The following is a 22,210-nucleotide window of genomic DNA, read 5'->3' as shown; positions in this document are numbered from 1 at the left end:
AGCGAGTTTGAAAGACGAGTGTAGTATGGCGTTTGCGGTTGGGACGTTCAATAACGTCACCCCTCTTGGCGGATCTGCTTTTCGTTTGCGCAGATCTCGCGGTTTCCTTTACGGTGTCGTCGGCGCCGGATTTCTGACCTCCACATGGTTGATCGCGACCTTCGCGACGATGCATTCCGTCGGCGCTCCGGCTTCTCAGCCCGAGAGCTTCACGCAAGTTGCATCGATGCCGAAGCTGAAGCCGGCAACGCAGCACGAACGGCTGATCCATGTCGGCAAGGCCGACCGGCTGGCCGCCTTCGATGCCAAGCCGGTCGTCGCCCTGACGGCGCACCTCATCCAGTCGCATGCGCAAAAGACCAACGCCGCCGCAACGGCATCGCTGGCGCTTGCAAAGAACAATCGTCTCGCCGCGCCTGCCGAACCGCCGGTCGCCGTCGCCGCCGCAACCCCGTCCGACACCGCGAAATTCGCCAAGGACGACGCCGTTACGCCGCCGGTCGAGCTTGCGCAGACGGAGACCGAAGCAGAGAGTGACGACCGCATCATCATTCCTTCCAAGGAGACCGTCGCGGCCGTCGAACTCCCTGCCCTGCTCGCACTTGCCGATGCAGGACCGCAGCAGATTGCGCCGGCCCCGGTGGAACCGGCCCGAGTCGAGCCGGCGGCACCCGCCCTCAAGACGGCGTCGCTGCCGCAGGAAAAACCTGCGCCCGTGGAAGTCGCCGAGGCCGAAGAGCAGCAGCCCTTCGATCTGGTGCTGGCGCCTGACGAAGGCTCCGTGCCGCTGCCGATGGCGCGTCCCGATGGCCTCATCGGCAAACCGGCGCCCACGACCAGGGGTTCGCAGCGCCCTGCCGAGCCGGCACTTGCCTATGCGCAGCCGAACTCGCCGATCCAGGATGAGCAGGACGATGCCGTGCCGCGCTACGACAAGCCGGTCTTCTCGCCGAAGCTGCGCGCCGGTGTGGCGATCTACGACATCGAGAACAGCACGGTCTATCTACCGAACGGCGAGAGGCTGGAAGCCCATTCCGGCCTCGGCAAAATGCGCGACAACCCGCGTTACGTAGACAAGAAGATGCGCGGCCCGACGCCGCCGCACACCTACGCCCTCACCATGCGCGAGGCGCTTTTCCACGGCGTCGAGGCGCTGCGGCTGACACCACTCCAAGGCTCGGACGCCATCTATGACCGCGTCGGCCTGCTGGCCCACACCTACATGCTCGGCAAAAACGGCGATTCCAACGGCTGCGTCTCGTTCAAGGACTACCGCCGCTTCCTCGCCGCCTACAAACGCGGCGAAATCAAGCAGCTCGTGGTGGTGCCGCGGCTGAACAACAAACCGTCTTCAACGCTCGCCTCGCTGTTTTCGTCGCGAAGCTGACGGATGATGCATATCGCCGGCGGCGCTGGCGATATGCATTAGAATAGACGATCGACAAACCGCTCGGTCTCCCACGTTCTCAGAAAATGCGCCTCCCGCGCGATCCATCCAACGGCGTTGCTTCCCCACTCTTGTGTTCGGCTTGCGTACTCGCCCATGAGCCAAAAGTGGCGGACGATCACAAACCGAAGAGCTGCTTCGATGTCGTATGGCGTTATTGGCCGGACTGCCCGATAGCCATCGATGAAGGCATCCCACATATCGGTCAATTTCCTGCCGAAGGATATTTTCGCCCATAGAAAGACCGCCAGATCATAGGCAAGATATCCTGGGCCGCCGTCGTCAAAATCAAAGAATACCGCTTCACCAATCTCGTTGATGCGTGAATTGAAACCATGGCAGTCTCCGTGACAATAGGTCCACGTCAGATGACCGAACGCTTCAATTGCCTTTTCCGTCCGCGCGGCGATATGCTCGAGATCGCCGATGACCTCCGCATCCTCCACAATTCCGCTGTCGCGTATGCGCGCAAGGGGCCGGTGCAGCAGGTGTTCGAGGTCAAGCCGATACAGCGATCCGCTGGAAGAAAACGTCTCGGCAGCATTGTGCAACAGGGCAAGGGTCTTCCCGTTGGCCCGTGCATCGCCAGGGTCCGCCGCATGTGGTTCACGGCCATCGATCGCCCGGAAGAGCACTCCCGAACGTAACCCCTCCGGCGCACGCCCCTCCACGAAGAAGTCGCCATTGCGTGTTGCGATGGGTTCGGCGACCGGAACTCCCGATTGTGAAAGATGCGTCAGAAATGCCGTTTCGGTTTTGACGTCCGCTGGGCCACGCGCACGGCGGTGCGACAATCGAAACGCGTAACGCTCGCTGTTTCTCCCAACGGCAAGATAAATATCGTTCAAGCCGCGTTGAAGCAGTCGACAAGACACTGGCCCTGCGAGCGCATAATGCGTGTTTATGAACCGTTCGACGGCTTCGATCTGCGGGGTTGAATATAGCGCGTCAAAGTCCAGCATGGTCGGTGTCCCCTGGGCGCCGGCGAGGCTATATCGTCCTATTGCAACCGAGTTTTGCGACTTTGCAAATAGGATCGGCTGGCCACCGCACCCTCTGGAAACAGACATAAGTAGTAAAAATATACTATGCAACCACTTTGCATCGACTGTAACGTCGCTCGGCATTGCCGTCGCGGTCGAGATCGAAACAGGCAGGCGTCGCATTCCGGGATACAGCAAGCAGCAGCAGCCTGCCCCGCCTTACTTCAACCAAGCTGCGATTCGCTCCACCGCCTCGGCGATCTCGGCCTCTGAGCCCGCATAGGACAGGCGCAGGGTTCGATGTCCCTCGAGCGGATCGAAGTCGAGGCCGGGTGTGGCGGCGACGTCGATTTCGGCGAGCATGCGTTTGGCAAAACCCATGCTGTCATTGGTGAAGCGGGTGACGTCGAGATAGGCGTAGAAGGCGCCGTCCATCGGCGAGGCGATCGAAAGGCCGATCTGCGGCAGGCGCCGCATCAGCAGCTCGCGGTTGGCGGCATAACTCGCCTTGTAACGATCGAGTTCGGCGCCGGCGCCAAGGGCGGCGGTGGCGGCGATCTGCGAGAGTTCGGGCGGAGAGATATAGAGGCTCTGCGCCACCCGCTCGATCGGCCGCACCAGGCGCTCCGGCAGCACCATCCAGCCGATCCGCCAGCCGGTCATGCAATAATATTTCGAGAAGGAGTTGATGACGATCGCCTCGTCGGTCAGCTCTAGCGCGCTCGCCTCCTCGCCGGCGAAGGTCAGCCCGTGATAGATCTCATCGGAGATGAAGGCGATGGAATGGGCCGCGCAGTAATCCGCAAGCGCCTTCAGCCCATTGCGGCCGGTCACCGTGCCGGTCGGGTTGGCCGGGCTTGCGAGCAGCACGCCTTTCAGCGTCAGGCCGCTTTCCTTCTGCGCCGCCTCCAGGCTCTCAGGTGTGAGCGTGAAGTGGGTTTCGGCCGTTACCGGCACCTCGACCACCTTCAAGCCGAGCGCGCCCAGAATATTGCGATAGGCGGGATAACCGGGTCTTGCGATCGCCACCGCATCGCCGGCATCGAAGAGCGTGAGGAAGGCGAGATTGAAGCCGGCCGAGGAACCGGTGGTGATGGCGATCCGCGCGGGATCGATCTCCAGGCCGTGGCGATCCTTATAGTGCCCGGCAAGCGCCGATTTCAGCCGCGCTGTCCCCAGCGCATCGGTATAGCCGATGCGGCCTTCGGCAAGAGCTTCGCGCGCCACTTCGAGGGCCGCCTGAGGGGCGGGATGCGAGGGCTGGCCGACGGCCATCGAGATGACCGGATTGCCGGCCGCACGCCGCTTCGTCGCCTCTGCCAGGACGTCCATGGCATGAAAGGGCTCGACTTCGCTGCGTTTCGATATGGAAAACAAGATCGCTTCTCGCTCGGCTTCTTCGATGATGGCCAGACAATTGCCGCATTAATCGGCTCATCACAATCCCGCGAGGGCGGCGCAAGGGTGAAAATTCCTGTTTGAACAGCACTCGACGCACCGTACCTTGACGCGACGCGTTCAAGTCCATAACCCGGCGACGGTCTTCCCGACCAAGACCACATTGCCGATGACGAGGATATCATGGCCTTCTTCTCGAAAAGCTTCACCGCACTGGCGCTTGCCGCATCGATCGCTCTTCCGTTTCCGGCGGCAGCGCTCGATGACCAGCAGAAGAAGGAGTTCGGCGAATTCATCAAGCAATACCTGATCGAAAATCCCGAGATCATGCTCGATGTCCAGGATGCGCTGCAGAAGAAGCAGGAAGCCCAGCGGCTGGTGAAGGCCAATATGGCAATCGATGAGAACACCGCCGACATCTTCGATTCGAAGAACGACGTCACGCTCGGCAACCCCAAGGGCGATGTCACCGTCGTCGAATTCTTCGATTATAATTGCAGCTACTGCCGGCACGCGCTTCCCGACATGCAGGCGATGCTGAAGAAGGACAAGAACGTCCGCTTCGTGCTCAAGGAATTTCCGATCCTCGGGCCGGATTCGGTCGCCGCCCACAAGGTGGCCGACGCCTTCCGCAAGCTGGCGCCGGAGAAATATGCCGATTTCCACGTCGCCCTTCTCGGCAGCGAGGGCCGCGCCTCCGACGAAACGGCGATCGCCGTCGCCGCCTCGCTTGGCGTCAGCGAGGACAAGATCCGCGCCGAGATGGCCAAGAGCCCGAATGACAGCATCGTCCAGGCGACCTACCAGCTCGCCTCCAGCCTCGGCATCAGCGGCACGCCCTCCTATGTGATCGGTAAAGAACTGGTGCCGGGTGCCGTCGGGCTCGACGATCTCGAAGCCAAGGTCAAGAACATGCGCAGCTGCGGCAAGACCGCCTGCTGAGCAAAGCAACTACCGATCGGCCGCCCATCAAATCGCCAAAATCGAAGCGTTTCAACCATGTGGACAAATGTGGCGCGATTGCCGCTGCCCAATCCGTAAGGGCTTTCAATCGGCCTTCGCGGAGTCTATAGGTTGCCGTCGTACATTTTTCGGAACATTCGATGACGCAAACGATTTTTGTCCTGAACGGCCCCAACCTGAATATGCTGGGTAAAAGAGAGCCCGGCATTTATGGCGGCAAGACGCTGAAGGACATCGAGGCGGACTGCAAGGCCGCCGGCCGCGAACTCGGCTTCGATATCGATTTCCGCCAGAGCAACCACGAAGGCGCACTCGTCGACTGGTTCCATGAGGCGGACGAAAAGGCAGCCGGCGTTGCCATCAATGCTGGCGCCTATACGCATACATCGGTCGCGCTGCATGATGCGATCCGCGCTATTTCAATTCCCGTCATCGAGCTTCACATATCCAACGTGCATGCACGGGAAGAATTCCGCCACGAGTCGATGATCGCACCCGCATGCAAGGGCGTGATCTGCGGCTTCGGGCCTTACAGCTACATCCTGGCGCTCCACGCGCTGAAGAACATCACGGCATAAGAATAAGACAGGGCAACACCATGGCTGAAAAGAAATCGGGTATCGATCAGGCACTGATCCGCGATCTCGCCAACATTCTCAACGAGACGGATCTGACAGAGATCGAGGTCGAGCAGGACGACCTGCGCATTCGCGTTTCGCGCGCCGGCACCCAGCAATATGTCCAGGCGCCGATCGCAGCACCTGCCTACTCTGCGCCGGCCGCCGCCGCACCGGCAGCAGCAGGCGCCGCACCGGCCGCGGCTCCTTCGCGCAATCCGGCGAACGTCGTCAATGCACCGATGGTCGGCACCGTCTATATGGCGCCGGCTCCGGGCGCGCGTCCCTTCATCGAAATCGGCGCGACCGTCAAGGAAGGCCAGACGCTGATCATCATCGAAGCGATGAAGACGATGAACCAGATCCCCTCGCCGAAGTCGGGCAAGGTGACCGAAATCCTCGTCGATGACGGACATCCCGTCGAATACGGCCAAGCCCTCGTCGTCATCGAATAGGCCCATGCCCATGATTTCGAAAATCCTCATCGCCAATCGCGGGGAAATCGCCCTTCGCGTGCTCCGGGCCTGCAAGGAACTCGGTATTGCCTGCGTCGTGGTGCATTCCACCGCCGATGCCGATGCCATGCATGTGCGCCTTGCCGACGAAAGTGTCTGCATCGGCCCGCCGTCTTCGCGCGAGAGCTATCTCAATATCCACCAGATCGTCGCCGCCTGCGAGATCACCGGCGCCGATGCCGTGCATCCGGGTTACGGCTTTCTGTCTGAGAATGCCAAGTTCGCCGATATCCTCGAAGCCCACGGCATCACCTTCATCGGGCCGACGGCGGACCATATCCGCATCATGGGCGACAAGATCACCGCCAAGACGACGGCGCTGGAACTCGGCATTCCCGTCGTTCCTGGTTCGGACGGCGAAGTGAAGACCGAAGAGGATGCGCTGAAGACAGCCGCCGAAATCGGTTATCCCGTGCTGATCAAGGCAACCGCCGGTGGCGGCGGACGCGGCATGAAGGTCGCCAAGAGCGAGGCCGACCTGATCGAGGCCTGGTCGACGGCGCGCACGGAAGCGGCAGCCGCCTTCGGAAACGATGCCGTCTACATGGAAAAATATCTCGGCAAGCCGCGCCATATCGAAATCCAGGTGTTCGGCGACGGCGAAGGCAATGCCATCCATCTCGGCGAACGCGACTGCTCGCTGCAGCGCCGCCACCAGAAGGTCTGGGAAGAAGCAAATTCGCCGGCGCTCAACGTCGAGCAGCGCATGAAGATCGGCCAAATCTGCGCCGATGCCATGAAGAAGCTGAAATATCGCGGCGCCGGCACGATCGAGTTCCTCTACGAGAACGGCGAGTTCTATTTCATCGAAATGAACACCCGCCTGCAGGTGGAGCATCCGATCACCGAAGCGATCACCGGCATCGACCTCGTGCACGAACAGATCCGCGTCGCCTCCGGCGGCGGTCTGTCGGTGACGCAGGACGAGGTGCATTTTTCCGGCCACGCCATCGAATGCCGCATCAATGCCGAGCACCCGCGCACCTTCGTGCCCTCGCCCGGCACGATCACGCATTTCCATGCACCGGGCGGCCTCGGCGTGCGCATCGATTCGGGTGCCTATCAGGGCTACAAGATCCCGCCCTATTACGACAGCCTGATCGGCAAGCTGATCGTTCACGGCCGTACCCGCGTCGAATGCATGATGCGTCTGCGTCGCGCACTCGACGAATTCGTCGTCGACGGCATCAATACGACGCTGCCGCTGTTCCAGGATCTCGTCTCCAACCAGGACATCGCCAACGGCGACTACGATATCCATTGGCTTGAACACTACCTCGCCAACACACCGGCGGCATAGGACAGGAATGGCAGGATCGCGCAGGAAGTCACCAGGCATCACCCCTGACATTCTCCTGCGCGCCTATTCCATCGGCCTCTTCCCCATGGCCGAATCCGCCGACGACCCGGAGATTTTCTGGGTCGAACCGGAACTGCGCGGCCTGCTGCCGCTCGACCATTTCCACGTGTCGAAGAGCCTTGCCAAGACGGTGCGCAGGAAACCCTTCGAGATCCGTTTCGATCACGCCTTCGACGAGGTGATCGCCGCTTGTGCGGAGGAGACATCCGGTCGCCCGAGCACATGGATCAACAGGACGATCCGGTCGCTTTACGCGACACTCTTCGACATGGGGCATGCCCACACCGTCGAGGCCTGGGACGGCGACGAACTGGTCGGCGGCCTCTACGGCGTCTCGCTCGGATCGGCCTTCTTCGGCGAAAGCATGTTTTCGCGCCGGACGGATGCCTCGAAAATCTGCCTCGTGCATCTGGTCGAGCGACTCAGGGAAAAGGGCTTCACCCTGCTCGACACCCAGTTCACCACCGAGCACCTGAAGACGTTCGGAGCGATCGACGTTCCGAAGGCCGATTATGCCCTGATTCTTGCAGCCGCGATGGAATCGCCACACCTCAAGTTTTAAGTACGATCCTTTCATCCTAGCGTTGATTTTCGAGCCGATTTGAATAGGTTCGGCGCATGCAACGGGGGATAGAATTTTGAAACGATATTTTGCAGCCGCGATCCTTTTCGCCTTGTTCACAGGCGAGGCCGGCGCCCGCCCTTACCAGGAGATGTTCCCGGACAGGAGCGACTTTTCCGACGCGGAAAAGCCGTTGCTGGAAAAGCTCGATTTTCAACAGGGAGCGATCAAGTTGCCTGCGGCGAAGGCGACGCTGAACGTGCCGCAAGGCTTCTATTATCTCAATCCCACCGACACGAAGACGGTGCTCGTCGACATCTGGGGAAATCCCCCGCAGGCGGCGGAGGGAACGATGGGGATGATCTTCCCGGCGAAATACGCGCCGACCGATATCGAGGCCTGGGGTTCCGTCGTGCAATACAGCGCCGACGGTTATGTCTCCGACGCCGATGCCGCGACGACCAATTACGACGAACTGCTGCAGAACATCAAAGATTCCATCCGGGAAAACAACGTCGAGCGCGAGAAGCAGGGTTTTCAAAAGATCGTGCTTATCGGCTGGGCCTCGACGCCGCATTACGACAAATCCGCGCATGCGATGCACTGGGCGCGCGATCTGTTGTTCGGCGATGACATGCAAGCGCCGCACACCCTGAACTATTCCGTGCGCACGCTCGGCCGCCAGGGCGTATTCGAGTTCGACTTCGTTGCCGGTCTGAACCAGTTGAAGGAGATCGAGGCGGTCATTCCGACCGTCACGACGCTCGTGCAGTTCGACACGGGAATGGCCTATACCGATTACGTCGAAGGCGACAAGATCGCTGCCTACGGAATGGCGGGAATGATCGCCGCCGGCGCAGGCGCCAAGATCGCCGCAAAGGTGGGGCTGCTGGCGCTTGCCGCCGTCTTCCTCAAAAAAGCCGGCATCCTCATCGTGGTCGTGGCTGGCGGCGCGCTTCGCTTTGCCAAGGGTCTTTTCACGAGGAACAAGACGCCCACAGCATAAGGCTTGCCCGCTTCAAGATGGACCGCCAAGAGCGGTTCCGAACCGCTCCATAGCGCGTCGCGATGGTAGCGCATGCACGTGCCGAAATTGGTCTGGTCAGATGGTGAAAAATGGACGGGTCAGCCACGCCAAAGTTATGGCATTGAAAGACTCGATTTTACACGATGATCGCAATGGTCTGCTTGTTCGGGAGAATGTGTTGGTGAATCTTAACAATTGGAAGGGTGCTCCAGCGCCGGAGCGCAAAACATTGAATGGGTCGTATGTGCGGCTGGAACCGCTCGACCCCTACCAGCACTCGGCCGCGCTTTACGAGGCGGCATCGGCGCCAGGCGCCGACGACCGGTTTCGATATCTTTTCGAAACGGCCCCATCCGATTTGGCTGAACTTGAACAATGGGCACAGAAGGCATCGGCGAGCACCGATCCGCTGTTCTTCGCAGTCATCGACCAGAAGACCGGCCGGGCCGAGGGGCGGCAGGCGCTCATGCGTATCGACAGGACGCATGGTGTCATTGAGATCGGCAGCATCATGTGGGGACCGGCGATTGCCCGGTCACGTGTGGCGACAGAAGCGCTGTTCCTGTTTGCCGACTACGCCTTCGGCCTGGGTTACCGGCGGTTCGAATGGAAATGCCACGACCTCAATCTGCCTTCGAAGAAGGCGGCCGAACGGTTCGGGTTTCGGTTCGAAGGCCTCTTCCGGCAGCATATGGTGGTCAAGGGCCTCAATCGCGACACGGCGTGGTTCTCGATCCTCGACAGCGAATGGCCGCAATTGCGCGCCGGCTATGAGCGCTGGTTGAGAACCGACAATTTCGATGCAACTGGAAGCCAGTTGAGCAAGCTGGTTTTCAATCTTTGAGCGTCGGCACGATCTCCGATTGGTCTAGCCGATCCCTCTGAAGGCAGAGCCGCGCTTCAATACGCGTTTGCGCATGAACTCGAGGAAAGACCGGTGCCAGATCAACAAAGCAAGTTCGAGCAGTTCAAGGCGCTCCACCAGCGTAAGACAGCTTTCGTCATCCCCAATCCCTGGGACGCAGGGTCGGCCAGACTGCTGACGAGTCTCGGTTTCGAGGCGCTCGCGACCACAAGCGCTGGCTACGCTTTCTCCAAAGGAAAGCGGGACTCGCTTGCGGCTCTCGGCCGGGACGAGATGCTGGGCAACGCCGCCGAGATCGTCGCGGCAACCGATGTTCCGGTATCGGCTGATCTGGGCGACGGCTTTGGCGCATCACCTGACATCTGCGCCGAAACGATCCGGCTTGCATCCGCTATCGGCCTCGTCGGCGGTTCGATCGAGGATGCAACAGGGGATCCCGCTGCGCCGATCTGCGAGTTTTCGCTCGCTGTCGAGCGAGTTCGCGCCGCAGCCGAGGCGGCGCGCAGCCTTCCCTTCATGCTGACGGCAAGAGCCGAGAACCATCTCTGCGGGCGCGACGATCTCGACGACACGATCAGGCGCCTTCAGGCTTTTGAAGAGGCCGGTGCGGACGTTCTTTACGCGCCCGGCCTTCCCGACCTCAACGCGATCCGGAGCGTATGCGCCTCGGTCTCGAAGCCGGTCAATGTGGTAATGGGATTGAGCGGACCGGTCTATTCCATTCGGGAACTGGAGGATGCGGGTGTGCGGCGCGTCAGTGTCGGCGGCTCCATGGCGCGTGCTGCCCTGGGCGCGCTGATGCGCGCCGCGCGCGAGGTGAAGGAATCCGGCACCTTCACCTATGCCGCCGAGGCTCTTTCGGGCGCCGATATCGCGGCACTGATGACGGATCAAACGCTGAAGGTACGGACGTAAGGTAAGCGGTGCCCCAATCACACCTTGTGGCAGCCCAGATAATGCCGCGAGAATAAATTCTCTGAGCATGATTGATCGAACCGTTATCTCGAATCGGTTTCACGCTTCGACGCGGGGATCGCGAACGCCAGTAGCGAAATCATTGGCAAAGGCTGTGCTGGGTCCGAACCCAATAGGCGTTGCATCCATCAGAGCGGACAATCAAATCTATTAGTAAATCGCGTTTGACGGCGTGGAACGGCTGAACAATTGATAAATTCAGCCAAAATTAATTCTGAAGGCGATAGAAGAGGGTGCTGTTAAAAGATGAACGACCCGATACACCCTGCACGCCAAATCCCGTTTCCCGACCTTATCGCTGGCTTGAAGCGAGCCCAAGGGCTTGGCCATGTCCATCGCCGTCCGAACGCAACCGATACTTTGCAGCTCTACATCTATACGCCCCGGTGCGTATATGAAGATGGTTGGGATCAGTTTTCGCTGATCGCTCGCGGTCTCATTGTAAACGAGGGCGCTGGTCGGGTCGTTGCCACGCCGTTTCCGAAGTTTTTCAATGTCGGCGAGCGGCATGGCGAAGTACCCGAACTGCCGTTTGAGACGTTCGAAAAGCTCGATGGTAGTCTGATAATCGTGTTCAATGATGCTGGCCGTTGGCACGCAGCCACCAAAGGCGCGTTCGACTCCGAACAGGCCCTTTGGGCTCAAGCACGCTTGGATGCCCACGATCTCTCCGGTCTGTCGCCGGATACGACATATCTGTTCGAGGCGGTATATCCGGAAAACAGAATTGTCGTGCGATATGCGGAGCCTGCCATGGTGCTGTTGGCGGCCTACGACGCTTCAGGTCTTGAAGTAACCTACGACGAGGTTCGAACGACCAGCCAAGCGTTGGGATGGCGTGCGGCCGAACGCCATGAGTTCGGGAATATGGCGGAGATGATGCTCCATACTGCAACGCTCCCACGCGACAACGAGGGATTTGTCGTTAGATTCACAAATGGCTTGCGCCTCAAACTCAAAGGCTCCGAGTATCGTCGTATCCATGCGTTGATCTCACGCTGCACGCCATTGGCAATGTGGGAAGCAATGGCCGCTGGGGACGACATGGCCGTGATTCGTCGTGATTTGCCGGAAGAGTTTTGGAGCGATTTTGACAACATCGTACTCCTCCTGACGAAGGAATACGCGGCGATGGAAAGCAAAGTCGCTGAACTGGCAGCATCTGTCGCCCATCTTTCCGATAAGGAGTTGGGATTGTCGCTCAATTCACTGCCTGCTGACGTGGGTCCTTACGTTTTTGGCTTGCGAAAAGCAGGTGCAATCGTAGGCAAGTCCCGAGACGCGTTGATGCGTTCCATCAGACCCACTGGCAATGTGTTGCCAGGTTACCAGCCGTCATATGCCATGGGGCGTGTGATTGATGAGGCAACATCGTAGATTTGCAGCGTACAGTAGCTTTGGCGTGAATGCGGGATTGCAGAAGGCGTCGGCTGAGGGGTTCCTTCAGCCGTTGCGTCGCACCTACGACGTAAGTCCAATACAGAGAAAAGAGTGGCCAAGGCTCCTTAGCGGGCAAGCCTAGAGCATGTCGCGCAAAAGTGTGCAGCGGTTTTGCGATAACAACATGCGTAAAAACAAAGACCTAAAGCACGAGAAGCGAATCTGAAAGATTGCGACGCGCTTTAGGGCCGCACCGAGGACCCTCTCCATCCAGAATCTTGCTCTCAACTGCGACCTGTCTCTCGAACGGCGGATCGCAGCGTCCTGGCCAGTTTTCTGACGGCAACCTCAATCTCGCTTGGAGTATAGGCAGCAAAGCCCATAAGAAATCCGGGCTTGGCCTCCCCGGTCGAATAGAGCGCGGACAGGCCTAGCAGTTCGATACCGGCCCGGCGAGCCGCGTCGATTGCGACGCGTTCGGAGAGGCCGCAGGTCAAGGCACACGGCATTTGCAAGCCACCGATCGGCACACTGGCTTCGACGAACGATGACAAGTGCTCCTCGACCAGGCTTGCCAACGCATCAAGACGCTGAGCGTAGATCGCCCGCATAGCACGGACATGTGCCCCGAAGTGTCCACCCTCCATAAATCGGGCCAGCGTCAGTTGGGCAATCTGGGCCGTGTGTCCGTCAAGCGCGGTACGCGCCACTGCGGATTCCGCTCTGAAGCCGGCCGCCATTCCGATCATTAACCGGCCACCGTTCCGATTTGAAGCCGGCCACCATTCCAATCAATAACCGGCCAGTTTCCGGCACTCAAGTTCCCCTGGGTCAGCAACCTTGGCATGTGTCCCCTCGATATCCACGAGGGGAATTTAATGCCTGCAAAGAGAAAGCTGACCATGCGACACATACGACAAATGCTGCGGCTTGCGGGTAGCGGAACGAGTAGCCGCGAGATCGCTGTAATGCTTGGCATTGCTCGCAGCACCGTGCAGGACAACTTGAAGCGGGCTGCGATGGCAGGGCTAAGTTGGCCCCTCGCCAGCGACCTGACAGACGATGTTCTCGAGGCCAAGCTCTTCGTCCACCCCGGCGTCAAGCAGGGCCAGCGACTGCGCCAAGAGCCCGACTGGGGACCGCTTTCGATCGAGCTGAAGAAGCCAGGCGTGACGCTGCTGATTCTTTGGGAGGAATACCGCAGCGCCCATCCGGATGGGTATGGATATAGCCGTTTTTGCGAGCTGTTCCGTGGCTTTGAGAAGCGCCTGTCACCGACGATGCGCCAAGAACACGTTGCCGGCGACAAAGTCTTCGTGGATTATTCCGGCAAGAAGGTGCCGATCGTCGATCGCAAGACCGGTGAGATCCGCGAGGCGGAACTGTTCCTCGGCGTGCTCGGCGCGTCGAGCTACACCTACGCGGAAGCCACATGGACCCAGACCCTGCAGGACTGGATTGGGTCGCACGTCCGCATGTTCACCTTCTTCGACGGTGTGCCCCGGCTGATCGTCCCGGACAATCTAAAGTCTGGCGTCAACCGCGCCAGCTTCTACGATCCGGAGATCAACCGTAGCTACGGGGTCATGGCTGCTCATTATGGTGTTGGCGTCCTGCCAGCCCGTCCGCGACGCCCGAAGGACAAGGCCAAGGTCGAGAATGGCGTAAAGTTCGCCCAGAGCTGCATTCTCGGCCGTCTTCGCAAACAGACATTCTTCTCGCTTGCGGAGGCCAACACCGCGATCGCCCAGATGCTGGAGCGCATCAACAATCACGTCATGCGCCGGTTGGGCGTCAGTCGTCGGAACCTCTTTGAGGCGGTCGAACGGGCAGCACTCGCTGGTCTGCCCACCGAGCACTACGAGTTCGCAGAATGGCGCTTGGCACGGGTGTCGACGGATTATCACGTCGAATTCCAGAACTTTTTCTATTCCGTCCCGCACAGCCTCATCCGGAACCAAGTCGATATCCGGGCCACCGCACGAATGATCGAGATCTTCCATCGAGGCAAACGCGTTGCGGTGCATCAGCGCCGCTACGGTGGCCCGCGTTACGGAACAGACCCGGCGCATATGCCGAGTTCGCACCGCCGATATGCTGAATGGACGCCTGAACGCTTCCGGAGATGGGGTGCATCCATCGGGCCGCAGACCGAAGGGCTTATCATCGCCATTCTCGCCAGCCGTCCGCATCCGGAACAGGGCTTTAGAACGTGCCTGGGGATTCTGCGCCTCTATCGCGATATCGGTCATGACCGCGCCGAGGCCGTTTCAGCACGCGCTGTCGAGATCGGCGGTTTGAACAGCAAGACCATCGCCTCGCTCATCGCCACCTACAAAGGCAAAAAGCCTTCCACCGAACCTGCCGCCGTTATGGAGCACGCCAACTTGCGCGGCCCCGGTTACTTTCATTGAGGAGACATTCCATCATGCTGACCAATCCCACCATCGACATGCTGCGCGATCTCGGCCTTTCCGGCATGGCAAGCGCCTATCAAGAACTCGACACGCAGCCGGAAGTCAGGCACCTCGAGCACGGCGAATGGCTCGCGCTTCTTCTTGAGCGAGAGACCACCGCACGCCGCCAGAAGCGCTTCGAGGCCAGGGCTCGGGCCGCAAACCTCCGCCATGACGCCCAGCTTGAGAACATTGACTTCCGAGCCACCCGTGGCCTCGACCGTAATCTTTTCCTGAAGCTCGCCGGATGTGACTGGATCCGGCAGCGCCACAGCATACTGATGATCGGACCTGCCGGTGTCGGCAAGAGCTGGCTTTCTTGCGCTCTCGGACACAAGGCATGCCGGGAGGACTTCTCCGTCGCCTATCATCGCCTGCCCAGACTGTTCGCCACTCTGGCCTTGGCGCGTGGGGACGGCCGATATCCGAAGGTACTAAAGGCTTTGGCGAGAACCGACCTGCTCATTCTCGATGATTGGGGGCCGGAGAAGCTCAATGACGAGCAAAGACGTGACCTCTTGGAGATCGTCGAGGACAGATATGAGAAGCGTTCTACCATCGTCACCAGCCAGGTGCCCGTCGAACACTGGTACGACATGATCGGCAATCCGACCATCGCCGACGCCGTTCTGGATCGGCTCGTACACAATGCATACCGCTTCGAGTTGTCCGGCGAGAGCATGCGAAAGCAACGTTCCGTCACCGCCGCGGAAACAACCCAGGCTTGACGGATCGATAATCACGATCCATTCATTGCGAAGACCCAGAGTTCAGCTTGAGATGGCCGGCTTCACGCCGGAATCGTGGCCGGAATGAATTCGGAACGGGTGGCCGGCTTCATGTCGGAATGGGTGGCCGGCATCATCGGAATACGCAGCATCACGTCTCGATCGGCGTTGCCCTGGCTTGAACTCGGTGATCTCGGCCACGAAGCTGCCGCTGCCGACACGCCGCTCGATGAAACCCTCTGCATGAAGCTGAGAGTAGGCAGACTCTATCGTGTCGCGTGATACGCCAAGCGACTTGGCGAGCGCACGCGCGGCCGGCAGCGGCTTGCCTGGCCCAAGGGCGCCATCGAGGATCAACTGCCGAACCGCCCGCTGTATGCGAGCATGAAGCGGCATCGCCGCATGCGCCGGATCGGCGATCCAGGCCTCTACCGATTCGAGTTGGGGATGTTTGAACAATTGGTCTGGTCCACCCGCGTTCACTGGCATGGACAGTCCGTCCATTGATCGGCCGGATGTCAAGGGATGTTTCGTCGCCAGGTTCACGCCATTCGACAAGGGAATGGCCCATACCGATCCTAAATCGCTGTTGCTCAGCGAGACAGGTTAGTGGCCTGTCGCCTTGGCGCTATCGGGCGCCGGGACGTCCGAGTTGGTCTTGCAGTCCTTCAGCCAGACGTCGTAGATCGGGTGCTCGACGGCGTTGAGGCCGGGGCTGGCGGCAAACATCCAGCCGGTGAAGATGCGGCGGATCTTGCGGTCGAGGGTGATCTCGTCGACCTCGACGAAACCATCGATCTTCTGCGCTTCTGCCTGGTCGCGCGAATAACAGGCCTTCGGCGTCACCTGCAGCGCGCCGAACTGCACCGTCTCGTTGACATAGACGTCGAAGGTCGTGATGCGGCCGGTGATCTTGTCGAGACCGGAGAAGACGGCGACCGGATTTTCGATGCGTGCGGCATTGGCCGCAACTGGTGGAAGCAGGGCCGAGAGCGCCAGCAGCGATCCGGCGGCACGCAGGACCATGTTCCGCGTGAAGAGCTTCATATGTACCCGTCTCCAGACATTTTCAGTTCACGACCGCGGTCAAGCGCAGCCAACCTGCGGGTAAAGGTCAATTGTGGCCAAAAGCCGGGCCTGAGGGTCGCCCGGTCGAGCCGTCTCAGTTGCCCGGCGTCCAGGCATCGTAATCGCCGGTGACCCGCGGCCGTTCGCCCGGAGCAGAGATGGAGCCCGGCGGACGGTAAGCCTGCGGAGAACCGGTAAAGTTCGGGCGATGCGCCTTCTGCCATTCCTTGGCGACGTAATTTTCCTTGGACGGGGGAACATCGGTGCGATGATGCATCCAGCCGTGCCAGCCCGGAGGAATGGCGGAGGCATCGGCATAACCCTTGTAGATCACCCAACGCTTCGGCAGGCCGTAGGACGACATGCCGCCTTCGTAATAGACGTTGCCGAATTCATCCTCGCCGACGCGCTTGCCGAAACGCCAGGTCGCAAAACGCGTGCCCATCGTCTGACCGTTCCACCAGGTAAAGGTTTGAACCAGAAGATTCCACATGTCTTTTCCTTGTGCCCGCCAGATGCGAGCCAAACCAGAACTCATTTCCTCGCTTATGCCGTCGCCAAGCCGAATTGTCCAGCGATTCCACGAGAGCCACGGGTCATTTCAAGGCCATCTTGAAGCCCAGATGCGAGGGCTTGAAGCCCAGCCTTTCATAGAAACGATGGGCATCCTTGCGAATTGCATTCGAGGTCAACGCTGCCCGCCCGATCCCGCGGCCTTTTGCCTCGGCAATGGCGAATTCGATCATCCGTGCGCCGATCCCCTGCCCGCGCCTGTCGGCACGCGTCTGCACCGCCTCGATGATCATCGCCGAGGAACCGCGGCCGGTCAGGGTGGTCGTCACCAGCGTCTGGAACGTGCCGACAACCTCGCCGCCGCACTCCGCGACATAAAGCGTCTGGTCGGGCGAAGCCTCGATGGCTGCGAAGGCCCTGGCATAATCGGCAAGAGCCTCGGGATCGGTGGTGTCACCATGGCCGCCGACGGCGTCGGCGGCAAAGATTGCCACCAGGGCCGAAAGATCCTCACGGCGCGCCTGGCGAATGAGAATGTCGGTTTCGACCGTCACGCCTCAATGCCCTTCGAGCGGCTTTTCGAGGATGAGCGAGGGAATGCCGGATTGCCCGGGTGCGTTATTCTCGTTGCGGCCGACTTCGGAGAAGCCGTGCACCTGATAGAAAGCGATCGCCGCCGCATTCTGCGGTTCGACTTCGAGACGCATGATTTCCGCATCGGGGAAGCAGGTTTCGAGTTCGGCGAAGAGATCCCGGCCGATGCCCTGCCGCTGTAGCGCCGGGCTGACATAGAGGAGATGCAGCATGACCGTCTTCGTCAACGCCTGCGACATTGCAGCATAACCCATGCCGCCGATGGTGCGGCCATCGTCGGCCACGAGGAATTCGGCATCCCTGCGCACCAGCCGCGCCTTCAGCGCCGCCGGCGTAAAGAGATGGGCGATCAGCTCGTCCACCTTGGCTTTGCCATGCAGGCCGTCATAGGTGGCGTGAAAGCTCTCCACCAGCAGGGCGCGGACCTTCTCCAGGTCTCGCTCGCCGGCGGTGCGGACGAAATACACCGCTTATTCCTCGATGCCGAGCTTCGCCTTGACGAGCGCCTGCACCGCCTGCGGATTGGCCTTGCCGCCGGTCGCCTTCATCACCTGGCCGACGAACCATGCGGCCAAGGTCGGCTTCGCCTTAACCTTTTCCACCTGATCAGGATTGGCGGCGATGATTTCGTCGACGGCCTTTTCGATCGCGCCGGTATCGGTCACCTGCTTCATGCCACGCGCTTCGACGATTGCGGCGGGATCGCCGCCTTCGTTGAGCACGATCTCGAAGAGATCCTTGGCGATCTTGCCGGAGATGGTGCCGGCCTTGATGAGATCGATGATGGCGCCGAGCTGGGCCGGCGAAACCGGCGTCTGCTCGATGTCCTTGCCGGTGCGGTTCAGCGCGCCGAGCAGGTCGTTGATCACCCAGTTCGCCGCCATCTTGCCGTCGCGGCCCGCGGCCACAGCCTCGAAATAATCGGCGATCGCCTTTTCGGAGACGAGCACGGAGGCATCATAGATCGACAGGCCGAGTTCGCGCACGAAGCGCTCCTTCTTGTCGTCGGGCAGTTCCGGCAGATCGGCTGCGAGCGCGTTCACGAAGGCATCGTCGAATTCGAGCGGCAGCAGGTCCGGATCGGGGAAGTAACGATAGTCGTGCGCGTCTTCCTTGGAGCGCATGGAGCGCGTCTCGCCCTTGTTCGGGTCGAAGAGGCGCGTCTCCTGCTCGATCGCACCGCCATCCTCCAGAATGCCGATCTGGCGGCGGGCTTCGTATTCGATCGCCTGGCCGATGAAGCGGATGGAGTTGACGTTCTTGATTTCGCAGCGCGTGCCGAAAGCCTCGCCCGGGCGGCGGACGGAGACGTTGACGTCGGCGCGCATCGAGCCTTCGTCCATGTTGCCGTCGCAGGTGCCGAGATAGCGCACGATCGACCGCAGCTTGGTCATATAGGCCTTGGCCTCGTCGGACGAGCGCATGTCGGGCTTGGAGACGATCTCCATCAGCGCCACACCCGAACGGTTGAGGTCGACATAGGACATGGTGGCGTGCTGGTCATGCAGCGACTTGCCGGCATCCTGCTCCAGATGCAGGCGCTCGATGCCGATCTCGATATCCTCGAACTGGCCCTGGCGGTCCGGCCCGAGCGAAATGACGATCTTGCCCTCGCCGACGATCGGATCCTTGAACTGCGAGATCTGATAGCCCTGCGGCAGGTCGGGATAGAAATAGTTCTTGCGGTCGAAAAGCGAGCGCTTGTTGATCTCAGCCTTGAGGCCGAGACCGGTGCGCACGGCCTGCCTGACGCATTCCTCGTTGATCACGGGCAGCATGCCGGGCATGGCGGCATCGACCAGCGATACGTTCGAATTCTGCGGCTTGCCGAATTCCGTCGAAGCGCCGGAAAAGAGCTTCGAATTGGACAGCACCTGGGCATGAACTTCCATGCCGACGATGACTTCCCAGTCGCCGGTGGCGCCGGGGATGAAGCGTTTCGGATCGGGCGTGCGGACGTCGACAAGGGTCATCTGATACTCTTTGCAGGCTGTTCTTTTCCATTGGTGAGGTAAAGGAAATGGCGTGCCGGTGCAAGGCTTTCGCCATGGCGTGCAGCACGGTTCGACGGCGGGCGGCGCATTTGCCGTGGGTTAACCCACGCATGATAGTGTCGCCGCATGACGATGATCGATATCACCCAAATGGCCGCACTGTTTCTGGTGCTGAACCTCATCGTCTTTTCGGTCTACTATCTCGACAAGCGGGCGGCGCGCCAGGGCGGGTGGCGCATCAGCGAGCGGACGCTTCTGACCCTTGCGCTGATCGGCGGCAGCCTCGGGGCGGTGGCGGCCCAGCAAATCCTGCGGCACAAGACGAGAAAGGAACCGTTCCGCTCGATCCTGGCGGCGATCCTGATCCTCCACGGCATATTGGCCGCAGCGCTGACCTCGGCGCCGCTATGGGTCCCTCGCCTTCTTCCGAATTTTTGAAAACTCAGAATTCCTGCCCGTATCCGCCTTCGCCATCCGAGACGAGCATTTTCGTCAGTCCGACCGAAGGCACGTCGCGGTCGAGCTTCGGATTATAGGCGACCGAGAGCCAATGGATGCTGTAGCCGTGTTTCCGGAAGAAGCCGATCGCCTCGCCATTGCCGGAATGGGTCTGCATCGCCGCCTTTTCGAAACCCTGATCGGCGATATTCTTCTCGATGCGCTCGAGAAGCGCAGAACCGAGCCCCTGGCGGGTGAAGACGGGATCGATCCAGAAATCCGAGATGGTTTCATCCAATCCTTCGCGTGCCGCCCAGCCCGCGATCTGGCTGTTCTGCTCGACGACAGTGATGGTCAGCCAGCGGTTTTCCACGAAGTTGCGAAAGGCATTGCGGGCTGCATCCATCATCGCGTCCGATTCACCGATCGACGCCATCGCCTTTTGCCAGGCCCTCAGCCCGATCTCGCTCAATAGCTCCGCTTCGCCGTCGCGGGCATTGCGAATGTGGATCAACGACACCTCCGCGTTACCTCGCAACTAGACCATTGAGTCGCAGAATTTACCAGTACCGGCAGCGGGATGATGGGTGAAAACTGCGGTTTTCGACCGGTTTGATCGGCAAGCACGGACTTGACCGGCTTTTCCGCGCTGCATAAAAAAAGGCGTATCGAGGTGTTTATGTTGAGCCTGTCACAGACCCGGTAAAGGCCCTGCCCGCAAGTCCGCTTGCGCGCATGGGCCCGAAAAACGAAGCCCTGACGTTCGAAAGAGCGCCAGATCGTTTTTGCGCGCGCCTCTGGGCGCGATACCGGATCTCAACATGGATATTTCCCGCACGGAGCAGCGCATCCTGCATCTCATGGCCCAAGGCGGCCGCATCGAAATTTCTCGCGACGACGACAGGAAGATCGAGTCCGTCAGTTGCTTCACCCGCGACGGCTGGCTCTATCCCGGCGTCGACCTCGATCTCTTCCGCAGGCTGAAACGGCTGAAAGCGATCAAGTCCTCGAGCGGTCAGCCCTACCGCATCACCGAAAGAGGGCTGAGTCTGGTGAGGTCGCAGCTCAACAACAGGTAATTCAGACAAACCCTGACCGCGTTCGAACCCGGCGCGGTCAGGGTGCTGCTCAAGCCTTTGCAGCGAGTTCCGCGCGCATCGCCGACCACTCGTCGGCCATCGTGCCCGTGCCGCGCTTCCTGCCGGCGCGGCGATACCAGTAGTCGGCATTCCAGTCGTCGCCCTCGATGCGATGGCAAAGCGCATGGCCCCAGTCGAACGGCTGCTCGCCTTCGCGGCGCTGGCAGATCTCGTGTACCGCCTGCCAATCCGCACCCATGGCGAAGCCGCCGGTTGCAAGGCGATCGATTGCCTCGATCAACTGTCCAAGATCCTGTTTCGACATGAGACCTCCCTGCCGACAAGGCATTTGACAGCAATATCATCATCACCGCTCTCGCCGTCGGCAGATTTATACAAGAATTGGCGGCCGGAGTGGAACGTAAAAGGCGAGGCGAAGTTGACCCTCATTATAGGAGGTCGCCAATGAACAGCGATGATCGGTCCGGCTTCACGGACGCGGAACTGCTCGATAATATGGCCGCTCTGCGATGTTTCGCCAGACGCTTCCACAGCTCAGCGAGCGATATCGACGACCTTGTGCAGGAAACGCTTGCCAAAGCGATTGCGCACTCCGGGAATTTCCAGCGCGGCACTCAGCTTCGCTCCTGGCTTTTTACGATCATGCGCAACACGTTCTGCACCAAATTCAAAATGTCCAAGCGAGAACATGTCGGCGGGATCGATGATTCTGCCGATTGGGCTTCATTGCCGCCATCGCAGATCTGGGAGGTGCGCGGGCGCGAGCTGGAGATCGCGATCTCAACCTTGCCCGACAATTATCGGACGGCCGTGGACCTGGTGTTCGTTCAAGGCGTCAGCTACGAGGCCGCTGCAGACCAGTGCGGCGTTCCGGTCGGGACCATCAAGAGCCGGGTGAACCGGGCTCGCCATCATCTGACGAAAGCTCTCGACAGCGAATGATTTGACAGCTGTCGTTCGATGATGCGCTTAAAGCGTGTCGCACTTATTCTGCCTCATATCCGGCTGCTCTGAAGAAATTCAGGCATTCGTCGACTGAGAAGAGGGCGACGATCTCACCGAGGGCTCTTGTTATTGCATCGAAGCTTCGTGCGGCGCGTTTTCGCAGTAAGGTTTTGAGCTTGGAGAATGCCATTTCAATCGCTTTGTCATGATGACTCTCCAGTGCAGGTTCCTGTTGAGGCGTGCGATAGGCTGACAAGCCAGATACGTTGCGTTCCTACTTCG

The 22,210-nt window shown here is 60.1% G+C and carries 25 protein-coding genes and 3 pseudogenes; 16 read left to right on the top strand and 12 right to left on the bottom strand.

The genetic code is table 11. From position 1 onward, the window contains the following. Nucleotides 1-25 precede the first annotated feature (25 nt). On the top strand, nt 26-1,387 hold the full coding sequence (locus GGD57_RS00135; protein WP_184465761.1) for a DUF2778 domain-containing protein: 1,362 nt from the start codon (nt 26-28) through the stop codon (nt 1,385-1,387). Between the two features lie 38 nt (nt 1,388-1,425). Here GGD57_RS00135 and GGD57_RS00130 read toward each other — a convergent pair whose 3' ends face one another. Next, the gene (locus GGD57_RS00130) at nt 1,426-2,409 is read right to left on the bottom strand and encodes a phosphotransferase enzyme family protein (protein WP_184465759.1); all 984 of its coding nucleotides are present in this window, start codon (nt 2,407-2,409) and stop codon (nt 1,426-1,428) included. 240 nt (nt 2,410-2,649) lie between these two features. Further along, complete coding sequence (locus tag GGD57_RS00125; protein WP_184465757.1) at nt 2,650-3,807, bottom strand: pyridoxal phosphate-dependent aminotransferase; 1,158 nt, start codon at nt 3,805-3,807, stop codon at nt 2,650-2,652. Between GGD57_RS00125 and GGD57_RS00120 the strand changes: the two genes are divergently transcribed. The 10 genes from GGD57_RS00120 to GGD57_RS00075 all read left to right on the top strand — a co-directional run bounded on the left by GGD57_RS00120 (nt 3,766) and on the right by GGD57_RS00075 (nt 12,089). Further along, nucleotides 3,766-3,912: a hypothetical protein gene (locus GGD57_RS00120; protein ID WP_184466518.1), complete on the top strand. Its 147-nt coding sequence runs from the start codon at nt 3,766-3,768 to the stop codon at nt 3,910-3,912. The two genes, GGD57_RS00125 and GGD57_RS00120, sit on opposite strands and share 42 nt — an antisense overlap. 99 nt (nt 3,913-4,011) lie before the next feature. Next, a complete protein-coding gene (locus GGD57_RS00115; protein WP_184465755.1) occupies nt 4,012-4,770 on the top strand; it encodes a DsbA family protein in 759 nt (252 codons plus the stop codon). A gap of 161 nt (nt 4,771-4,931) precedes the next feature. Then, complete coding sequence (gene aroQ / locus GGD57_RS00110; RefSeq protein ID WP_184465753.1) at nt 4,932-5,369, top strand: type II 3-dehydroquinate dehydratase; 438 nt, start codon at nt 4,932-4,934, stop codon at nt 5,367-5,369. Between the two features lie 20 nt (nt 5,370-5,389). Beyond that, entirely contained in the window at nt 5,390-5,863 is a 474-nt protein-coding gene (gene accB / locus GGD57_RS00105; RefSeq protein ID WP_184465751.1) for an acetyl-CoA carboxylase biotin carboxyl carrier protein, read from the top strand. A gap of 4 nt (nt 5,864-5,867) precedes the next feature. Beyond that, a complete protein-coding gene (accC, locus tag GGD57_RS00100; RefSeq protein ID WP_179869747.1) occupies nt 5,868-7,223 on the top strand; it encodes an acetyl-CoA carboxylase biotin carboxylase subunit in 1,356 nt (451 codons plus the stop codon). A gap of 7 nt (nt 7,224-7,230) precedes the next feature. Beyond that, the gene (gene aat, locus GGD57_RS00095; protein ID WP_184465749.1) at nt 7,231-7,845 is read left to right on the top strand and encodes a leucyl/phenylalanyl-tRNA--protein transferase; all 615 of its coding nucleotides are present in this window, start codon (nt 7,231-7,233) and stop codon (nt 7,843-7,845) included. A gap of 76 nt (nt 7,846-7,921) precedes the next feature. Next, nucleotides 7,922-8,851, top strand: coding sequence for a DUF2167 domain-containing protein (locus GGD57_RS00090; RefSeq protein WP_184465748.1), 930 nt, complete (start codon nt 7,922-7,924; stop codon nt 8,849-8,851). A gap of 199 nt (nt 8,852-9,050) precedes the next feature. Continuing rightward, nucleotides 9,051-9,716 (top strand): GNAT family N-acetyltransferase, encoded by a 666-nt coding sequence (locus GGD57_RS00085; RefSeq protein ID WP_184466484.1) that lies wholly within the window; start codon nt 9,051-9,053, stop codon nt 9,714-9,716. 93 nt (nt 9,717-9,809) lie between these two features. Beyond that, a complete protein-coding gene (locus GGD57_RS00080; RefSeq protein WP_184465746.1) occupies nt 9,810-10,652 on the top strand; it encodes an isocitrate lyase/phosphoenolpyruvate mutase family protein in 843 nt (280 codons plus the stop codon). A gap of 306 nt (nt 10,653-10,958) precedes the next feature. After that, entirely contained in the window at nt 10,959-12,089 is a 1,131-nt protein-coding gene (locus GGD57_RS00075; RefSeq protein ID WP_184465744.1) for an RNA ligase, read from the top strand. A gap of 287 nt (nt 12,090-12,376) precedes the next feature. On the opposite strand, the pseudogene GGD57_RS00070 reads toward GGD57_RS00075, so the two are convergent. Next, nucleotides 12,377-12,802, bottom strand: a pseudogene (locus GGD57_RS00070) (PLP-dependent aminotransferase family protein); the annotation flags it as partial. 192 nt (nt 12,803-12,994) lie between these two features. Between GGD57_RS00070 and istA the strand changes: the two are divergent. Further along, nucleotides 12,995-14,506, top strand: coding sequence for an IS21 family transposase (gene istA / locus GGD57_RS00065; protein WP_184466482.1), 1,512 nt, complete (start codon nt 12,995-12,997; stop codon nt 14,504-14,506). 14 nt (nt 14,507-14,520) lie between these two features. Then, a complete protein-coding gene (gene istB, locus GGD57_RS00060) occupies nt 14,521-15,276 on the top strand; it encodes an IS21-like element helper ATPase IstB (protein ID WP_184465742.1) in 756 nt (251 codons plus the stop codon). Nucleotides 15,277-15,405: 129 nt separating this feature from the next. Here the strand turns inward: istB and GGD57_RS00055 are convergent. The 6 genes and pseudogenes from GGD57_RS00055 to gatB all read right to left on the bottom strand — a co-directional run. Beyond that, nucleotides 15,406-15,735, bottom strand: a pseudogene (locus GGD57_RS00055) (GntR family transcriptional regulator); the annotation flags it as partial. A gap of 147 nt (nt 15,736-15,882) precedes the next feature. Then, on the bottom strand, nt 15,883-16,323 hold the full coding sequence (locus tag GGD57_RS00050) for a DUF2155 domain-containing protein (protein WP_184465740.1): 441 nt from the start codon (nt 16,321-16,323) through the stop codon (nt 15,883-15,885). A 115-nt stretch (nt 16,324-16,438) separates the two neighbouring features. Next, nucleotides 16,439-16,837 carry an NADH:ubiquinone oxidoreductase subunit NDUFA12 gene (locus tag GGD57_RS00045; RefSeq protein ID WP_184465738.1) on the bottom strand — a complete coding sequence of 133 codons (399 nt, stop codon included), beginning with the start codon at nt 16,835-16,837 and terminating at the stop codon, nt 16,439-16,441. Nucleotides 16,838-16,940: 103 nt separating this feature from the next. Beyond that, the gene (locus GGD57_RS00040) at nt 16,941-17,411 is read right to left on the bottom strand and encodes a GNAT family N-acetyltransferase (RefSeq protein WP_184465735.1); all 471 of its coding nucleotides are present in this window, start codon (nt 17,409-17,411) and stop codon (nt 16,941-16,943) included. A 3-nt stretch (nt 17,412-17,414) separates the two neighbouring features. Next, a complete protein-coding gene (locus tag GGD57_RS00035) occupies nt 17,415-17,918 on the bottom strand; it encodes a GNAT family N-acetyltransferase (RefSeq protein ID WP_085737105.1) in 504 nt (167 codons plus the stop codon). A gap of 3 nt (nt 17,919-17,921) precedes the next feature. Beyond that, nucleotides 17,922-19,424, bottom strand: coding sequence for an Asp-tRNA(Asn)/Glu-tRNA(Gln) amidotransferase subunit GatB (gene gatB, locus GGD57_RS00030; protein ID WP_184465733.1), 1,503 nt, complete (start codon nt 19,422-19,424; stop codon nt 17,922-17,924). Nucleotides 19,425-19,571: 147 nt separating this feature from the next. Between gatB and GGD57_RS00025 the strand changes: the two genes are divergently transcribed. Beyond that, the gene (locus GGD57_RS00025) at nt 19,572-19,883 is read left to right on the top strand and encodes a DUF1294 domain-containing protein (protein WP_184465731.1); all 312 of its coding nucleotides are present in this window, start codon (nt 19,572-19,574) and stop codon (nt 19,881-19,883) included. Between the two features lie 4 nt (nt 19,884-19,887). Here GGD57_RS00025 and GGD57_RS00020 read toward each other — a convergent pair whose 3' ends face one another. Then, on the bottom strand, nt 19,888-20,397 hold the full coding sequence (locus GGD57_RS00020; protein ID WP_184465729.1) for a GNAT family N-acetyltransferase: 510 nt from the start codon (nt 20,395-20,397) through the stop codon (nt 19,888-19,890). 307 nt (nt 20,398-20,704) lie between these two features. Here GGD57_RS00020 and GGD57_RS00015 point away from each other — a divergent pair, with 307 nt between their 5' ends. Continuing rightward, on the top strand, nt 20,705-20,962 hold the full coding sequence (locus GGD57_RS00015) for a YjhX family toxin (protein ID WP_184465728.1): 258 nt from the start codon (nt 20,705-20,707) through the stop codon (nt 20,960-20,962). 49 nt (nt 20,963-21,011) lie between these two features. On the opposite strand, the gene GGD57_RS00010 is transcribed toward GGD57_RS00015, so the two are convergent. Then, nucleotides 21,012-21,287: a hypothetical protein gene (locus tag GGD57_RS00010; RefSeq protein WP_184465726.1), complete on the bottom strand. Its 276-nt coding sequence runs from the start codon at nt 21,285-21,287 to the stop codon at nt 21,012-21,014. 140 nt (nt 21,288-21,427) lie between these two features. Between GGD57_RS00010 and GGD57_RS00005 the strand changes: the two genes are divergently transcribed. Then, the gene (locus GGD57_RS00005) at nt 21,428-21,925 is read left to right on the top strand and encodes a sigma-70 family RNA polymerase sigma factor (RefSeq protein ID WP_184465724.1); all 498 of its coding nucleotides are present in this window, start codon (nt 21,428-21,430) and stop codon (nt 21,923-21,925) included. Between the two features lie 43 nt (nt 21,926-21,968). On the opposite strand, the pseudogene GGD57_RS29005 reads toward GGD57_RS00005, so the two are convergent. Then, nucleotides 21,969-22,124 (bottom strand): annotated as a pseudogene (locus tag GGD57_RS29005) (IS630 family transposase); the annotation flags it as partial. Nucleotides 22,125-22,210: the final 86 nt, after the last annotated feature.

This window comes from Rhizobium esperanzae, from assembly GCF_014197615.1.
Lineage (GTDB): Bacteria > Pseudomonadota > Alphaproteobacteria > Rhizobiales > Rhizobiaceae > Rhizobium > Rhizobium esperanzae_A.
The sequence above is the reverse complement of the archived record's forward strand: the minus strand, read 5'-3'. Positions and strand labels throughout refer to the sequence as shown.

Excerpts from the sequence above, each read along its gene's own strand:
- GGD57_RS00135 (WP_184465761.1), top strand. The coding sequence starts at position 26 with ATGGCGTTTGCGGTTGGGACGTTCAATAACGTCACCCCTCTTGGCGGA.
- GGD57_RS00130 (WP_184465759.1), bottom strand. The coding sequence starts at position 2,409 with ATGCTGGACTTTGACGCGCTATATTCAACCCCGCAGATCGAAGCCGTC.
- GGD57_RS00120 (WP_184466518.1), top strand. The coding sequence starts at position 3,766 with ATGAAAGGGCTCGACTTCGCTGCGTTTCGATATGGAAAACAAGATCGC.
- GGD57_RS00115 (WP_184465755.1), top strand. The coding sequence starts at position 4,012 with ATGGCCTTCTTCTCGAAAAGCTTCACCGCACTGGCGCTTGCCGCATCG.
- aroQ (WP_184465753.1), top strand. The coding sequence starts at position 4,932 with ATGACGCAAACGATTTTTGTCCTGAACGGCCCCAACCTGAATATGCTG.
- accB (WP_184465751.1), top strand. The coding sequence starts at position 5,390 with ATGGCTGAAAAGAAATCGGGTATCGATCAGGCACTGATCCGCGATCTC.
- accC (WP_179869747.1), top strand. The coding sequence starts at position 5,868 with ATGCCCATGATTTCGAAAATCCTCATCGCCAATCGCGGGGAAATCGCC.
- aat (WP_184465749.1), top strand. The coding sequence starts at position 7,231 with ATGGCAGGATCGCGCAGGAAGTCACCAGGCATCACCCCTGACATTCTC.
- GGD57_RS00075 (WP_184465744.1), top strand. The coding sequence starts at position 10,959 with ATGAACGACCCGATACACCCTGCACGCCAAATCCCGTTTCCCGACCTT.
- istA (WP_184466482.1), top strand. The coding sequence starts at position 12,995 with ATGCGACACATACGACAAATGCTGCGGCTTGCGGGTAGCGGAACGAGT.
- istB (WP_184465742.1), top strand. The coding sequence starts at position 14,521 with ATGCTGACCAATCCCACCATCGACATGCTGCGCGATCTCGGCCTTTCC.
- GGD57_RS00050 (WP_184465740.1), bottom strand. The coding sequence starts at position 16,323 with ATGAAGCTCTTCACGCGGAACATGGTCCTGCGTGCCGCCGGATCGCTG.
- GGD57_RS00045 (WP_184465738.1), bottom strand. The coding sequence starts at position 16,837 with ATGTGGAATCTTCTGGTTCAAACCTTTACCTGGTGGAACGGTCAGACG.
- gatB (WP_184465733.1), bottom strand. The coding sequence starts at position 19,424 with ATGACCCTTGTCGACGTCCGCACGCCCGATCCGAAACGCTTCATCCCC.
- GGD57_RS00025 (WP_184465731.1), top strand. The coding sequence starts at position 19,572 with ATGACGATGATCGATATCACCCAAATGGCCGCACTGTTTCTGGTGCTG.
- GGD57_RS00015 (WP_184465728.1), top strand. The coding sequence starts at position 20,705 with ATGGATATTTCCCGCACGGAGCAGCGCATCCTGCATCTCATGGCCCAA.
- GGD57_RS00010 (WP_184465726.1), bottom strand. The coding sequence starts at position 21,287 with ATGTCGAAACAGGATCTTGGACAGTTGATCGAGGCAATCGATCGCCTT.
- GGD57_RS00005 (WP_184465724.1), top strand. The coding sequence starts at position 21,428 with ATGAACAGCGATGATCGGTCCGGCTTCACGGACGCGGAACTGCTCGAT.